Raw genomic sequence first — 14,818 nt, 5'->3', positions numbered from 1 at the left:
AGTGCATGCTCGTTCTTCATCCACGGGGCCCGCGGCTGGTCGCAGGGCTGGAACAAGCACTACCGATGGGGCGAGGGGTACGCATGACTGACACCGGCCAGATCCCGGGTGAGGGGCAGCCGGAGAATTCAGGCGGGCAGCCGGACGGCCAGCAGCCGGGATTTCCGGTGAACGGTTCCCACCCCTACGCGGGCCTGGGCGAGGCCTTCGGCGACGCCCAGGTTCCCGGAGTCGCCGCCATGGACTCTGAGTTGCTGCTGCCGGGGTCGCACGGTGCCTGGAACGACCCCCATGCTGCCGCTGCCGCACAGGCCCATCCGCAGATCGGCCTCCAGCAGGACGTGTACGGCGGGCAGGACCCTTACGCGCAGCAGGCTCCCTACGCGCAGCAAGATCCGTACGCCCAGCAGGACGGGTACGCCCAGCAAGATCCGTACGCTCAGCAGGGTCCGTATGCCCAGCAGGATCCGTACGCGCCGCAGGATCCGTATGCCCAGCAGGATCCGTACGCGCCGCAGGATCCGTACCCGCAGCACAACGGCTACGCGGCGGTGGACCCGTACGGCGGTCAGCCGCAGGCCAATGAGCAACAGCCGGCGCCCCAGGAGCAGTTCGGGCTTCAGCAGGAGCAGCCCGCCCACGTGCCGGAACCGCACGAGACCGACGGACGCGACTCGGGCGCCATCGACATCGGCGCCGTACGTGCCGCGAACCCCGAACGCCAGGAGACCCCCGCCAAGGGCACCCGGCGTGTGCAGACTCCGCCGCGCCGGCCGCTCCACCTCGGCCCGCCCGTACCGGCACAGTCCGGGGCGGTACGTCCGCTCTCGGACCGCGGGCTGAGCGGCCCGGGGCGCGGGACGGCGCAGAAGGGCCCCGGTGCCGCGGGCACCGCCGCCCCGGATGCCTCGGCGCAGGCGCAACCCCAGCCGGGGCCGCAGCCGGGTCCCCAGCCCGGGCTCCAGCCCCAGCCGGGACCGCAGCCGCAACCTCAGCCGGAGGCGCACCAGCCGGAGGCGACGCCCCAACAGGCGGCGGTCCTCGCACAGCCCGAGCCGCAGACCGAACCCGCCCCGCAGCAGGGCGAGTTCGCGGCTCAGTACGACACCCCGGCACACGCGTCGCAGGGCGCCGGTGCGACGTCCGGGGGACCCGAGTACCTGGACTTCGCGCAGGCCGACGCCGATTCGCTGCCCGGTCCTCAACTCGGAGCGCTGCCGCCGGAGAACGAGACGTGGGCGGCGCAGCCCGCGCAGCAGCCCGGTGCGGGCGAGGCACCCGCTCAGGCGAACACGGACACGGCGCATGCGGACCACCAGCAGGCTGCCGCCCCGGAGGTAGTCCCCCAGCCGGCTGCGGCCCCTGAGCAGGCCGGTCCCTCCGCCGCGTCCGCACCGTCCGCGATTCCTCGGACGGAGTCCGTCCCCGAGGGGCAACCGGCCGTCCCTGAGGGGCAACCGGCCTTTCCCGAGGCGCAGTTCGCCGTTGCCGAAGCGCCGTCCGACGTACCGGCTGCACCTGCCGGCGTTCCCGACGGCACCGGGGGGGAGCCGGAAGCGCCTGCGGCCTCCGGCCCGGGTCAGGGCTCCGCGGCCCCGGTGCCGCAGGAACAGGAGCAGGCGCCGGCGTCGCGCTCCAAGGGCGGCAGGAAGCGGCGAGGCCGCCGCGCCAAGAGCGAGAGCGGTGACGAGACCACCGGCACCGGCAACACCTGGGTCTCGTCGCCGGGTTCGACCGCTGTGGAGGCGTTCGAGCCGCAGCAGGCCACGGCCACGGTTGTCGAGGGCGACGACGCTGCCACGTCCCTCCCGGCGGGCACGCCGGACACGCAGAGCACCGACTCCGCTGCGGAGGGAGCGCAGATCCCCGCGCAGCAGGCGGGGGAGCTGCCTGCCGAGGCCGCGCCCGCCCGGGAGGCTTCACAGGAGCCCGAGCAGGACGGCCCCGCCCACGGCGGGCCGGTCGCAGGCACGGTCGCGGACATCCCCGCCCAGCAGACCCGGCACGCCCAGCCACCCGTCGCGCAGGAGCAGCCGAACCAGCAGGACAAGCAGGAGGACGGGGGCCCGGAAGCCGCCGTCGCCGGTGGCACCGGTGGAATGACCGCCGGCGAAAACGGCCCCCACGAAACCGCGACGGGCGAGAGCGCCCCCGGCGACTCCAGTACGGGCGAGACCGGTACCGGCCAGAACGCCTCCGGTGAGAACGCCGCCGACGAGGACGCCTCCGACGAGGACGCCTCCGGTGAGAACGCCTCCGACGAGAGCACCGCCCACGACAACGCCGCCGACGAGGACGCCTCCCACGACAACGCCTCCGGCGAGGACGCCTCCGGTGAAGCGGGCGCCGCAACCGGTCCTGAGGCGGCGCAGCCCGGGGCCGATGCCTCCACCGTCCCGGGCCGCGGGCAGCACAGCGCGTCCCCGGCAGCGGAGGCCGGGCCGCAGACCGCCGAGGTGCCGGACGCCCAGGCCCCCGTCCCGGTTCCCGTTCCCGCCCAGGCGCCGGGTCCGGCCCCGGAAGCGGACCCGGCCACCGCGGACCGGGCGGACGACAGCGCGGACTCCGCTACAGTGCCTCAACCCGCCGCGGGCACAAGCGAAGACGCCCCGCAGGCGGCCGCAGCCGCGCCTGACGGCGGCGAGACCCCAGGAGGAGCCGTGGACGCACCGCAGCCGTCGCCCGTGCCGGACGACGTCCGGGGGACCGCGTCCGGGTCGGGAGAGGACGCTGGACAGGAAGTGGTCTCCGGGACGCCGGCCGGGCAGGAGACGGAGTCCGGGACGGAGCCGAAGGCGGACTCCGGCGCGGATTCTGTGAGCGGGACCGCCGCCGAGCCCCGGGCCGCCGCCGAGTCCGGGACGCAGCCGGAGCCGGGTCAGGAGGTCCAGGAAGCCGAGGCACCGGCCGACGCTTCCGTACCGGCCGGTCCGCCCGCCCCCGGTTTCGCCGACGACGAGCGTGAAGCCGTGCACCGCCTGATGCGCGAGCGCCGCGACATCCGCAACGGCTTCCGGCCCGACCCCATCCCGCACGAGGTGCTGCTTCGCGTGCTGGAGGCGGCGCACACCGCGCCCAGCGTCGGACACTCCCAGCCCTGGGACTTCGTCGTCATCCGCTCCGAGGAGACGCGGCGTGCCATGCATGAGCTGGCCGAGCGCCAGCGCATGGCATACGCCCAGTCCCTGCCGAAGGGCCGCGCGAAACAGTTCAAGGAACTGAAGATCGAGGCGATCCTCGACACTCCCGTGAACATCGTCGTCACCGCCGACCCGACACGTGGCGGCCGCCACACGCTCGGCCGGCACACCCAGCCGCAGATGGCCCCGTACTCCTCTGCGCTCGCCGTGGAGAACCTGTGGCTGGCGGCCCGCGCCGAGGGGCTGGGCGTCGGCTGGGTCAGCTTCTTCGACGAGCGCGAGATGGTCCGCGCCCTGGAACTGCCCGAGCACCTGGAGGTCGTGGCCTACCTGTGCGTCGGCTACGTCGACGAGTTCCCTCCGGAGCCGGAGCTGGCGCAGGCGGGCTGGTCCAAGCGCCGTCCGCTGTCGTGGGTCGTGCACGAGGAGTCGTACGGGCGCCGGGTCCTGCCCGGCGCAGAGCCCCAGGACCTGCTCTCCGACACCGTCGCAGCCATCCGCCCCCTCGACGCCAAGGCGCTCGGCGAGGCGTGGGAGCGGCAGAAGCGGATGACCAAACCGGCCGGTGCGCTGGGCATGCTGGAGATCATCTCCGCGCAGCTGTGCGGGCTGTCCCGCAAGTGCCCTCCGCCGCTGCCGGAGCCCGCCGCCGTCGCCGTCTTCGCGGGCGACCACGGTGTACACGCCCAGGGCGTCACCCCGTGGCCGCAGGAGGTGACGGGCCAGATGGTCGCCAACTTCCTCGGTGGCGGTGCCGTCTGCAACGCCTTCGCCAACCAGGTCGGGGCCGAGGTGTGCGTCGTCGACGTGGGCGTGGCAAGTGAACTCCCGTCCACACCTGGGCTGTTGCCCCGTAAGGTCCGTGCGGGCACGGACGACATGACGCAGGGCCCGGCGATGACCCGCGAGGAGGCGCTGAGGGCCGTCGAGGTCGGCATCGAGACCGCGCGCGACCTGGTCGCCGCCGGCAACAGGGCGCTGCTCACCGGTGAGATGGGCATCGCGAACACGACCGCTTCAGCGGTGCTCATCTCCGCCTGCACCGGCGCCGACGCCTCCGAGGTGACCGGCCGCGGCACGGGCATCAACGACGAGACGCACGCCCGCAAGGTCGAAGTCGTGCGCCGGGCACTCGAGTTGCACCAGCCGGATCCGGAGGATCCGCTGGGGATGCTGGCCGCCGTCGGCGGCCTCGAACACGCGGCGCTGGTCGGCCTGATCCTGGGCGGTGCCTCCCTGCGTACGCCGGTGATCCTCGACGGGGTCAGCGCGGGCGCCGCCGCGCTTGTCGCGCGCTGCGTGGCACCCGAGGCGCTCGCCGCGTGCATCGCGGGGCACCGCAGCTCCGAACCGGGCCACGTCGCGGCGCTGAACAAGCTCGGACTGCGTCCACTGGTGGACCTGGATCTGCGACTCGGCGAGGGCACGGGTGCGCTGCTGTCGCTGCCCATGGTGCAGAGCGCCGCACGCGCCATGCACGACGTTGCGACGTTCGACTCCGCCGGCGTCACGGGCAAGGGCTGAACGGGACCGGCCCGGGCCCGGTCCGGTCCGGTCCCGGCGTAGCCCCCGCGGCCTGCGCCGTGCACCCGGCGCCATGCACGCGCGGACCGGGCCGCGCGTGCATGGCGCCCGGAACACGTGGAAGGCCGCGGGGAAGGCATCACGCGACTGTGCGGCAGAGCGGGACGGGGCCCGCCCCGCGACCGCGCGCGGTTCCGAGCCGCCCGGCTCCGGGCCCTCCGGCTCCGGGCCCTCCGGCTCCGGGCCCTCCGGCTCCGGGCCGTCCGGTCGTGAACGTCCCGCAGTGATCCGGGGAACAGCGGCCGCACGTCGCGAGCCATAGGCTGTACACGAGTCCGTACGCGTCGTCCCCACGCACGTCATCTGCCGCTCCAGCGCCGTAGCGGCCCGTTCCGCAAGCAAGGAGCCGCACCCGCATGCCCGAGTCCGAGTCCGTCACCGGGACACGTCACCAGCCCGAGGCCCGGACCGACCACCCCGCCTATCCGGTCGGTCTCCGCCTGGCGGGCCGCCGGGTCGTGGTCATCGGCGGCGGAAGCGTCGCTCAGCGGCGGCTGCCCGCACTGCTGGCCGCGGGTGCGGACGTGGTGCTGATCTCCCCGTCCGCGACTCCGTCGGTCGAAGCGATGGCCGACGCGGGTGAACTGACCTGGCAGCGCCGCCCGTACGCAGACGGCGATCTGGACGGGTCCTGGTACGTACTGATCGCCACCGACGACCCGGCGACCAACTCCGCCGCATCGGCGGAAGCGGAATCGCGACGGGTGTGGTGCGTGCGCAGCGACGACGCCTCGGCCGCCACCGCGTGGACCCCGGCCACGGGACAGAGCGAGGGCGTGACCGTCGCCGTCCTCACCGGACGCGACCCGCGCCGCTCGGCGGCCGTACGGGACGCCGTCGTCGAAGGACTGCACACCGGCACCCTCGGCGCGCCCCGGCACCGTGACCGGACCGGTGGAGTGGCGCTCGTCGGCGGCGGTCCCGGCGACCCGGAGCTGATCACGGTGCGCGGACGCCGGCTGCTCGCAGAGGCGGACGTGGTCGTCGCCGACAGGCTCGGGCCGCGCGACCTGCTGGCCGAACTCCCCCCGCACGTCGAGGTGATCGACGCCGCGAAGATCCCGTACGGCCGCGCCATGGCGCAGGAGGCCATCAACGACGTCCTCATCGAGCATGCCAAGGCAGGCAGATCCGTCGTGCGCCTCAAGGGCGGTGACCCTTTCGTCTTCGGCCGCGGCATGGAGGAGGCGCAACAACTGGCGGAGGCAGGCGTTCCCGTGACCGTCGTGCCGGGAATCAGCAGCGCGGTGAGTGTCCCGGCCGCCGTCGGCATCCCCGTCACGCATCGCGGTGTCGCGCACGAGTTCACGGTGGTCAGCGGTCATGTTGCCCCCGACGACCCGCGTTCCCTCGTCGACTGGCCCGCACTGGCGAGGCTGCGCGGGACGCTCGTTCTGCTGATGGCCGTGGAGCGCCTCGGCCCCATCGCCGAGGCCCTGATGCGGCACGGCAGGGACGCGGAGACGCCGGTCGCCGTCGTGCAGGAGGGTACGACGGCCACGGAGCGCCGCGTGGACGCGACCCTGGCGACCGTCGCGGAACGTGCCGCGGCAGCGGAGGTCCGGCCGCCGGCGGTCGTCGTCGTCGGGGACGTGGTATCCGTCGGCGCCGCGGTGTCACGCGCGGCAGAGCCCGGCCACGCACCGGGCGCGATGCCGGACGGTGCCGCCGGCAGCGAAGGCCGAAGGGGAAGCGGAGCCGGAACGGATTCAGAGCCGGGCACAGGTCCGGGGACCGGAGCCGACCCGGGGGCCGGGACGAATCCGGGGACCGGAAGCTGAACCGGGGTCAACCGTGGCTGACATCATTCCCGTCGACGATCCGGCCGACCCCCGGCTGAGCGACTTCACCGCCCTCACCGACGTCGAGCTCCGCCGCAGGCGCGAGCCCGCCGAGGGCCTGTTCATCGCGGAGGGCGAGAAGGTCATCCGCCGTGCCGCGCACGCCGGTTACCCGATGCGCTCGATGCTTCTCTCCGAGAAGTGGGTCCCCGTCATGCGCGACGTCATCGACGAAGTGCGGGCACCGGCGTACGTCGTGAGCCCCGGACTGGCGGAGCGGGTCACCGGATATCACGTTCACCGCGGCGCGCTGGCCTCCATGGGGCGCACGCCGCTGCCCGCGCCGGCGACCCTGCTGGGTGCGGCGCGGCGTGTGGTGATCATGGAGGCGGTCAACGACCACACCAACATCGGCGCGATATTCCGCAGCGCCGCGGCGCTCGGCATGGACGGCGTGCTGCTCTCGCCGTCCTGCGCGGACCCGCTCTACCGGCGCTCCGTGAAGGTGTCGATGGGCGCGGTCTTCTCCGTCCCGTACGCGCGGCTCGACGCCTGGCCCCGCGGCCTCGCGTCCGTCCGCGAGGCCGGGTTCCGGCTGCTGGCGCTCACCCCCGGCGCCGAGGCCGTCCCGCTCGACGACGCCGGGGCCCACCGGCTGTCCCGCGTGGCGCTGCTTCTCGGCGCCGAGGGCGAAGGGCTCTCCGAGCGGGCGATGCGCGCCGCCGACGCACGTGTGCGAATCCCGATGGCTCACGGAGTGGACTCGCTCAACGTCGGTGCCGCCGCGGCCGTCGCGTTCTACGCCGTGACGAGGACGTGAGCCCGACCGTACGGAACGAGGCCTGACGGCCGGCCGCGCGGCGGATCAGAAGCGGTGCGGCCCGGCCTCCGCGGCCCGCGCCGGCTGCCGGCTGGAGTGCGGCAGATCGAGGGCGGCCTGCGCCCCGCCCGAGCCGTGGCCGCCCGAGCCGTGACCCCCGACCGCGGGGGCCGCCGGTGCCGGACGGGGGGCGGGCCCGTGCTCCTTGCCGAGGCCGCGTGTGGGGCCCTGGCAGCCCTGTGCCGCCGCGATGCCGAGCGCCACGAGCAGCGTCACCGTCACGAACACCACCAGCCGCTGCCGCAGCAGCCTCCGGTCGGCCACGCGCCGCGCCTGCCCCGGACCGTGCTCGCGTCCTTCAGCGCCCTGCCGCCGCGCCTGACCGGCCGGCCCCGCGCCGGAGTTGCCCGCCCGCGTCGAGGTCCGTGGAGCGGGACGCCTCCCGGTGCCGGCCGCCGCGGAACGTTCGCCGTTGCGGGGCGTGGAGGCGTGGGGCGACCCCACATGACCCCCGGCACCGGGCGACGGGCCGTCAGAGGTGCCGTGATCACGGTGGTGCTCGCGGTGCCGCTCCTTGCGGGGACCGTCGGCGCGCTGCCCCCCGCGCTTGTCGGAGCGCCGCAGGCGGGGACGGTCGCCGGGCGGCCGGGACCGGGGCACCGTCCCGCCACGTGAACCGGGCCCGGCCGAACCGGCGGACGGCCCCGGCCTGTTGGCGTTCGTGTTCATGCCGGTGGCCCTGGTGGCCGGTGGACGCGTCCCGCCGCCCTGCCCGCCGCCGGAACCCTGCCCGCCCCCGGCGGTGCTCCTGCCGCCGGACCTGTCGGAGCCGTACGACGCGTGTGACCCGTGTGGCCCGTATGAGCCGTGCGAGGCACCGCCCCTGCCCGCCGTGCCCGAACCCGTCGCACCCCCCGTCTGCTCCGGCAGGCCGCGCGCCTCACGTGTCGCGATCTCCTTCAGCCGGAGCGAGAGCTGGAGGGGGCTGGGACGCTCCTCCGGAGACTTCACCAGACACGCGTGGATGAGCGGAGCGAGCGAGGCGTGCACGCTCTCCAGCTGCGGCTCCTCGTGCACCACGCGGTAGAGCATCACCTCGGAACTGCCCTGCCCGAAGGGGGAGTCGGCGGTCGCCGCGTACGCCAGCGTGGCCCCCAGCGCGAACACGTCGGTCGCGGGCGTCACCAGCGCCCCCCGGACCTGCTCGGGCGCGAGGAAGCCGGGCGAGCCGACAGCCGTGCCCACATGCGTGAGAGTGCTGGCGCCCGTGGCCCATGCGATGCCGAAGTCGATGATGCGGGGGCCCTTGGGCGAGAGCAGGATGTTCGACGGCTTGAGGTCCCGGTGCACGACGCCCGCCTCGTGCACGGCGACCAGTCCCTCCGCCAACGAGGCTCCGATGGAGGCGACTTGGCTGGCGGGAAGGGGGCCGGCCTCGGTGACCTTGTCGTGCAGCGACGGGCCGGGCACGTACTGCGTGGCGAACCAGGGCCTGTCCGCCTCCAGGTCGGCAGCCACCAGCCGTGCGGTGCAGCCTCCGCGGATCCGCCTGGCGGCCGACACTTCGCGGGCGAAGCGCGAGCGGAACTCCTTGTCCTCGGCGAGGTCCGGGCGGATCACCTTCAGAGCGACCCGCTGCCCCCGGCGGTCGGAGCCGAGGTAGACGACGCCCATCCCGCCGGCCCCCAGCCGCCTGTGAAGCCTGAACGAGCCGACGACTCGCGGATCCTCGCGTCGGAGCCGCATCATCGCCATGTGTTCCCCTGCCTGCGGTGGTGAGGTCTTCCGTCCCGACGGGGCTACCCCGAACGGTCACGGGCAGGCCCCCTGGCCGTTTCCCAGCGCGTCCGTCTGACGGGGCACAGCTTACGGACTGCTGCCACGCCGCGACGACAGGCCGCGCACGCGGCGCCTCGCGTCTTGCAGGGGCCGGGAGCCCCGCCGCCCTCACCGGCTCAACTGGCCCGCACCGTGCGGACGGAGCCTTCGCGAGTACCACGGCCGTACCCAACGTCCCTTTGAGGCACGCGACTTGACGGTGAGTGAATCACCCGGCGAGCAGACGTCGGAATGTCCGGCCGCCGTGCCGCGGCGCTCCTACTGAACGCACGGCGACGGGACTTGACGGCCTGACGGCGGTGGCGGCCGCGCGACGGCTGGTGAGCGATGTCACCTGTTCACACGACCGGATCGCCACCCCACGCAGGTGTCCGCCCCACGCAGGCGTCCTGCCGCACCTGACCCCCGGCAGAGGGTCTGTGGTGGGACCTGTCCGGGCGCGTCCCGCGGGCGCCGTTGCGCCCCGGCGCGCCCGCACCCCTCCGGGAAGACCCCAGGACAGGCGGTTTCCGCCTCCACCCTGGGGAGTATCCGGCGGGCCCCGCCGTCATCCTGGGGGAGGCCCCGCAGTCGATACATGGGCATGACGCCTCCCGGGTGCCCGCGCACCTAATCTTTCTGCAAGCGGCGGGCGAAGCACTCGTCCCCCGAGGTCAGTCGCCCGCCGCCCCAGGAAGACGACAGGAGCGGACCATGGCGCACACAGCAGAGCGCGCGGCCGGCAGAGCCCGGGAACGGCTGACGGCGATCGCCGGCATCGGCACCCGTGGAAGCGGCCGGCGCCATCCGCTGGTGGCGGCCGCGATGGTGCTGCCCCTGGCCATCGTTCTCGCCATCGCCTTCGGTGCGGTGCAGGCGGTGGTCGCACAGGCGTCGTCCGTGGCCGGGATGCTGGGGCACTGATCCGTGCCCCTGCCTCGGGAGAGCGGCCCGAGTCGGGGATGACCCGGCCATCAGCCCCGTGGGGACGGGGGTGCGACGGACGGCATTGAGGTCCGGGCAGCTGGGGAGCTGCCCGGACCTCAGGTATGTGCGGTCCCGGGGTGCGCGGGCGTGGGCGCGCGTACGATCCCACGAAGGGAGGCCCCGGCCATTCGTACGAGCGACGGGAGCGGTTCCGTTCCTCGACGTCCCCTCGTCGACGTTCCGTTCTCGACGTTCCGGCCCCGGCTCTCCGGACCGCCTCGGCCCTGGGAGGACAGTGCCCACCACGCTCTCGCTCACCTCGCTGCTGTGCGAACTCGCACGGGGCGCGGCCTCGCCCCTGCACCCGACCGGCGTCCCGGCTCCGGCGACAGACCTGCTCGCCGACCGTCCCGACGGCACGGTCGTCGGATGCGGCGCCGTCGTCGCCAAGGCACACCCGGCCACCTCGGAAGCCGGAGTGCGAGGACTGACCGTGCGCCTGAGCATCGCCGCCCACCCCCGCCTCACGGGGATCATGCCGGCCCCGCTCGGCCCCGGAGGAAGCCCGGTGGAACCCGGCACGGCAGTACCTCCGCTCCTCCTGGACGGGGACCGTCCGGCGACCCTCTGGCCCCGCGGCGAGCCCGTCGACCCGGACGCGCCCGACGCCGCACCCTGGAAGGCGGCGGGCACGCTCCTCGCTCGCCTGCACGCCGTACCGGCAGACGCGCTGGCCGCACAACTCCCGGGCCCGGTCCCGGTGATGAGAGGCCCGGCGAAAGCGGCACGCGCGGTCGAAAGGATGCGGACCGCACTCGGCGACGGCCCCGCCGCCCCACCCCTCACCGACGCGGCCGCGGCGGCCGAGGCCGCCTGGGAGACGCTGCCCGCCTGGTGCAGGAACGAGAAGCTCCGGGAGCCGTCACGCGCCGGCACGCTCTGCCACGGCGACTTCCACCTGGGCCAGTTGATCAGACACCCGCGGGACGGCTCCTGGCAGCTCATCGACATCGACGATCTCGGCCTCGGCGATCCGGCGTGGGACCTCGCCAGACCTGCCGCCTGGTACGCCACGGGGGTGCTGCACCCCACGTTCTGGACCGCTTTCCTGCACGCCTACCAGGCCGAGTCCGGCACGGAAGGAGTCGACCCCTGGCCCCTCCTCGACGCGCCGGCGCGGGCCCTGACCGTTCAGACGGCGGCACTCGCCGTGACCAAGGCACACGCCGCCCGGCGCCCGCTGGACGAGGCCGAGACGGCGTGCGCCGATGCCTGCGGCCGAATCGCCGCGGCCGCCGCCGGGCAACCCCGCGAACCGGGTTCTAGTCTTTAACCGCAGCAGCCGAGCGGTGAATACGCCGACGTGGAAAGGAAGTTGATCATGCAGTGTCCCAAGTGCGGTGCGCCGATGCAGACGTTCAACCGCAACGGAGTCCAGATCGAACAGTGCGGCGGCTGCCGGGGGATCTTCCTCGACTACGGCGAACTCGAGGCGCTCACGCGGCTCGAATCCCAGTGGTCGCAGCCGTCGGGCCCGCCTCCGGCCGCCCCGTACGGTCAGCCGGGTCAAGCCCCGCAGGCCTACCCGGCCGCTCCTGCCTGGGGCGCCGCGCACCACGGCCACCACGGACATCACGGCCACCGCGGGCACAAGCGCGGCTTCGGCCACATGCTCTTCTCGTCATGAGCCTTGCCCCGCGGAGTCATGAGCCCCGCCTCGCGACGGGGTTGATCCGTGCTCCGCGGGGTCGATCCGTGCACGGAGACATCGGGTGAGACGCAGAAGTGCCCCGGCCGTTCACCGGCCGGGGCACTCACACTGTGCGCGGTACTGGGATTGAACCAGTGACCTCTTCCGTGTCAGGGAAGCGCTCTCCCGCTGAGCTAACCGCGCGGGCTGTTGCGTCAGAGATATTGTCACGCCCTGACCTGCAAGACAAATCCGCGGGTCCCCGGGTCTTCTCCCCTGCGCGGAGCCGGAGCAGGGTGAATTCGGCTTCGGCCCGCACGAGTAGGAGGGGACGAGGGTGTCACCCGGGCTTCGCGGGGACGCCGCCCGGCTCGGGCCGGGCGCCGTCGCCGGCCCCGCGGGTGCATCCGGAGAAACCGACCGCCTCAAGAGCCGCACCCGGCAGTCCCGTTGAAAACAACTGGCACCCCGCCTCCCGTGCCCCTACCGTCCGGGCGTGACCTTCATCAGTCCGCTCGGCTATCTGCTGGGCATCGAAGGCGCAGCCCTGCTGCGCGGCTTCAGAGAGGGCAGCGCCGACAAGGCGTTCGTCGATGCCCGCATCGGTGAGATCCGCGGCCTCCTGGAGGACCCCCTCCTCGCGCGGGCCGAGGAGGTGACCGCGACGCCCGGCGCGATCAGTACGGGTGAGGTCTACCGCTCGTGGGCGCCGCACTACGACGCTCCCGGCAACCAGATGATCGACGTCGAGCAGCCCGTCGTGCAGGGCATCCTCGACGGTCTGCACGTGGGCACCGCGCTGGACGCGGCCTGCGGCACAGGCCGGCACACCGCGCACCTCGACGGCCTGGGCCACCGCGTGGTCGGCGTCGACCGTTCACCCGACATGCTGGCCCGGGCCCGCGAGCGCTTGCCGCAGGTGCCCTTCGCAGCGGCCGACCTGCACCAACTCCCGCTTTCCGACAACACGGTGGACACCGTCGTGTGTGCACTCGCCCTTTCCCATGTCTCCCGACTGGCCCCGGTTCTGGGTGAGTTCGCGCGAGTCCTCCGCCCGGGCGGCCATCTCGTCGTCTCGGACGCCCACCTGCTGATGTCCTGTCTCGCTCCCCGTCCGGTGCACGCGGGCCCCGACGGCCGCCCCGCGATCCTCAGGGAACACCACCGCCCGCTCAGCGCCTACCTGGCGGCGGCTCTGCCGCTCGGCTTCCAGGTCCGCCGCTGCGAGGAACCTTGCCGCCCCAGGAATTCCCTCGATCCGCTCACCGCCCCCGACGCGATCCCGGCGGCGATGTCGTGGGACCTGCTGCACCGGTGCCCGGACGCGACCGCGGCAGCGATGGACGAGTCCCCGATCGTGGTCGTCTGGCACTTCCAGCTCGCCGGCGCCGGCGCCGGCGCCGGCGCCGGCGCCGTGGCGGTGGCGTAGCGGCGGGCCGCGTTCTGTCGGCGATCGTTGCGTCACGTGCGTGGTGTCGTACGGAGAGTGCGCGGAAGGTGAACGGCGGCCTGGAGGTATCCGGTCGCGCACGCCGAGGAGTGGCGTCGAATTAGAAGGAATGTCTGCTTTGTGGCCTGGTGAACCGTGATGGGGGTGGTGAGATGCCCGGGCGGTCAATACCGATGGAGCGGTCGGAGGTCCACGCATCCGCACCGGACACCGTGGAGGACCTGGCCAGTCGCATGTACGTCGACTACCGGCCCAGGACCACGGAGGGCGAGGGCGAGTACACCTTTGCCGTGCGCCGGACGACCGCGGGAGACATCACGCTGGATCACACCTGCCATGCGATGGCCACCAAGGCCGTGAGTGAACCCTTCCAGCGCCTGACGTTCCTCTTTCCCACCTCGGGCAGCCTTGCGGTCGGTTGCGGGGACCTGGAGACCAGAATCCGGTCCGGGGACACCGCGATGTTCCCGGTCGGTCTCCCGCTCGAGCTCGACTGGACGCCCCTGCGTACGGAGATACTGTCCGTCCCGGTCGATGTGGCCGAGCGGGCGGCCGAGGAGCGCGGCCAGGCGCGTGCGCGCTTCGTCGGTACGACACCGGTCTCCGCCGCTGCGGACCGGCTCTGGCGCTCCACGGTCGGGTTCGTGGCCGATCAGATGGAGAGTCCCCGGAGCCCGCTGTCGGAGCCGCTCGCGTACTCCCGGGCACTGGACCTGATCGGTGCCGCGGCGCTCAGGACGTTCCCGAACACGACCATGACGCAGGACTACATGCCCGAGCCCGGGCAGGTGGCTCCGGCGGCACTGCGCCGGGCCGTCGAACACATCGAGGCGAACGCCGTTCTGCCCCTCACTCTCGCGGACATCGCTTCCGTGGCGTCGGTCTCTCCGCCCGCGTTGCAGCGCGCCTTCGAACTGCGCTACGGATTCGGGGTGATGGAGTATCTGCGCCGCGTACGGCTGGAGCGTGCCCATCTCGAGCTGCGGATGGCCGACGGGGCGAGTGGCCCCAACGTCCCGGCCGTCGCCGCCCGTTGGGGCTTTCTGAGCCCGTACCGCTTCGCCCGTGCCTACCGTGAGACCTACGGGCGTCCGCCGGAGGGCGTTCTGCTCACGTGAACCGGCGCGGGAGGAACCCGAAGGAAGTCCGATGCCAGCGAAGACCCCACGCTCCCGTTCCTTGAGCTGAGCAGCAACTCCGCCCCGCGGCCGGGCGGTTGCTCACTCACAACGCACCAGGGGCCGCTTCCCTCAACGGGAAACGGCCCCTGGCCTGTGTGGACGATACTGGGATTGAACCAGTGACCTCTTCCGTGTCAGGGAAGCGCTCTCCCGCTGAGCTAATCGTCCTTGGAGGTGGAGACGGGATTTGAACCCGTGTAGACGGCTTTGCAGGCCGTTGCCTCGCCTCTCGGCCACTCCACCGAGGCGGGAGCTGCACGAACCCCCACTCAGAGCGGACGACGAGATTCGAACTCGCGACCCTCACCTTGGCAAGGTGATGCTCTACCAACTGAGCCACGTCCGCAGGTGTTGCTGTCCCGGTCGGCTTGCGCGTCCCGGCGACGGGTTGAACTCTAGCGGATATCGCTGGCAGCTCAAATTCTGT

The 14,818-nt window shown here is 73.2% G+C and carries 9 protein-coding genes and 4 tRNA genes; 8 read left to right on the top strand and 5 right to left on the bottom strand.

Going from position 1 to position 14,818, the window contains the following annotated elements; genetic code table 11:
* The first annotated feature begins 83 nt into the window (after positions 1-83).
* The 3 genes from cobT (at position 84) to EV375_RS02510 (ending at position 7,325) form a co-directional block, all read left to right on the top strand.
* Complete coding sequence (gene cobT, locus EV375_RS02525; RefSeq protein WP_130297990.1) at positions 84-4,664, top strand: nicotinate-nucleotide--dimethylbenzimidazole phosphoribosyltransferase; 4,581 nt, start codon at positions 84-86, stop codon at positions 4,662-4,664.
* A 416-nt stretch (positions 4,665-5,080) separates the two neighbouring features.
* The gene (gene cobA / locus EV375_RS02515) at positions 5,081-6,505 is read left to right on the top strand and encodes a uroporphyrinogen-III C-methyltransferase (RefSeq protein ID WP_130297989.1); all 1,425 of its coding nucleotides are present in this window, start codon (positions 5,081-5,083) and stop codon (positions 6,503-6,505) included.
* A gap of 13 nt (positions 6,506-6,518) precedes the next feature.
* Positions 6,519-7,325, top strand: a complete 807-nt coding sequence (locus tag EV375_RS02510; protein ID WP_130297988.1) for a TrmH family RNA methyltransferase — start codon at positions 6,519-6,521, stop codon at positions 7,323-7,325.
* Positions 7,326-7,370: 45 nt separating this feature from the next.
* Here EV375_RS02510 and EV375_RS29510 read toward each other — a convergent pair whose 3' ends face one another.
* The gene (locus tag EV375_RS29510) at positions 7,371-9,080 is read right to left on the bottom strand and encodes a serine/threonine protein kinase (protein ID WP_486588236.1); all 1,710 of its coding nucleotides are present in this window, start codon (positions 9,078-9,080) and stop codon (positions 7,371-7,373) included.
* A gap of 777 nt (positions 9,081-9,857) precedes the next feature.
* Between EV375_RS29510 and EV375_RS02500 the strand changes: the two genes are divergently transcribed.
* The 3 genes from EV375_RS02500 to EV375_RS02490 all read left to right on the top strand — a co-directional run bounded on the left by EV375_RS02500 (position 9,858) and on the right by EV375_RS02490 (position 11,757).
* Entirely contained in the window at positions 9,858-10,067 is a 210-nt protein-coding gene (locus EV375_RS02500; protein WP_130297987.1) for a hypothetical protein, read from the top strand.
* Positions 10,068-10,365: 298 nt separating this feature from the next.
* Positions 10,366-11,403: a phosphotransferase family protein gene (locus EV375_RS02495; RefSeq protein WP_486588235.1), complete on the top strand. Its 1,038-nt coding sequence runs from the start codon at positions 10,366-10,368 to the stop codon at positions 11,401-11,403.
* 48 nt (positions 11,404-11,451) lie between these two features.
* On the top strand, positions 11,452-11,757 hold the full coding sequence (locus EV375_RS02490; protein WP_130297986.1) for a TFIIB-type zinc ribbon-containing protein: 306 nt from the start codon (positions 11,452-11,454) through the stop codon (positions 11,755-11,757).
* Between the two features lie 135 nt (positions 11,758-11,892).
* On the opposite strand, the gene EV375_RS02485 is transcribed toward EV375_RS02490, so the two are convergent.
* Positions 11,893-11,964, bottom strand: a tRNA-Val gene (locus EV375_RS02485).
* Between the two features lie 292 nt (positions 11,965-12,256).
* Between EV375_RS02485 and EV375_RS02480 the strand changes: the two genes are divergently transcribed.
* Together EV375_RS02480 and EV375_RS02475 are read left to right on the top strand one after the other, a co-directional pair.
* Entirely contained in the window at positions 12,257-13,189 is a 933-nt protein-coding gene (locus EV375_RS02480) for a class I SAM-dependent methyltransferase (protein WP_130297985.1), read from the top strand.
* Positions 13,190-13,362: 173 nt separating this feature from the next.
* A complete protein-coding gene (locus EV375_RS02475; protein ID WP_130297984.1) occupies positions 13,363-14,328 on the top strand; it encodes a helix-turn-helix domain-containing protein in 966 nt (321 codons plus the stop codon).
* A 159-nt stretch (positions 14,329-14,487) separates the two neighbouring features.
* On the opposite strand, the gene EV375_RS02470 is transcribed toward EV375_RS02475, so the two are convergent.
* The 3 genes from EV375_RS02470 to EV375_RS02460 all read right to left on the bottom strand — a co-directional run bounded on the left by EV375_RS02470 (position 14,488) and on the right by EV375_RS02460 (position 14,737).
* A tRNA-Val gene (locus EV375_RS02470) sits at positions 14,488-14,559 on the bottom strand.
* Position 14,560: 1 nt separating this feature from the next.
* A tRNA-Cys gene (locus tag EV375_RS02465) sits at positions 14,561-14,634 on the bottom strand.
* Between the two features lie 30 nt (positions 14,635-14,664).
* A tRNA-Gly gene (locus EV375_RS02460) sits at positions 14,665-14,737 on the bottom strand.
* Between the last annotated feature and the right edge of the window lie 81 nt (positions 14,738-14,818).

Source organism: Streptomyces sp. CNZ301, from assembly GCF_004217425.1.
Note: the sequence above shows the minus strand (reverse complement) of the source record. Positions and strands in the feature narration are given on the sequence as shown.

Coding starts and splice junctions, on each gene's coding strand:
- cobA (WP_130297989.1), top strand. CDS start 5,081: ATGCCCGAGTCCGAGTCCGTCACCGGGACACGTCACCAGCCCGAGGCC.
- EV375_RS29510 (WP_486588236.1), bottom strand. CDS start 9,080: ATGGCGATGATGCGGCTCCGACGCGAGGATCCGCGAGTCGTCGGCTCG.
- cobT (WP_130297990.1), top strand. CDS start 84: ATGACTGACACCGGCCAGATCCCGGGTGAGGGGCAGCCGGAGAATTCA.
- EV375_RS02490 (WP_130297986.1), top strand. CDS start 11,452: ATGCAGTGTCCCAAGTGCGGTGCGCCGATGCAGACGTTCAACCGCAAC.
- EV375_RS02475 (WP_130297984.1), top strand. CDS start 13,363: ATGCCCGGGCGGTCAATACCGATGGAGCGGTCGGAGGTCCACGCATCC.
- EV375_RS02500 (WP_130297987.1), top strand. CDS start 9,858: ATGGCGCACACAGCAGAGCGCGCGGCCGGCAGAGCCCGGGAACGGCTG.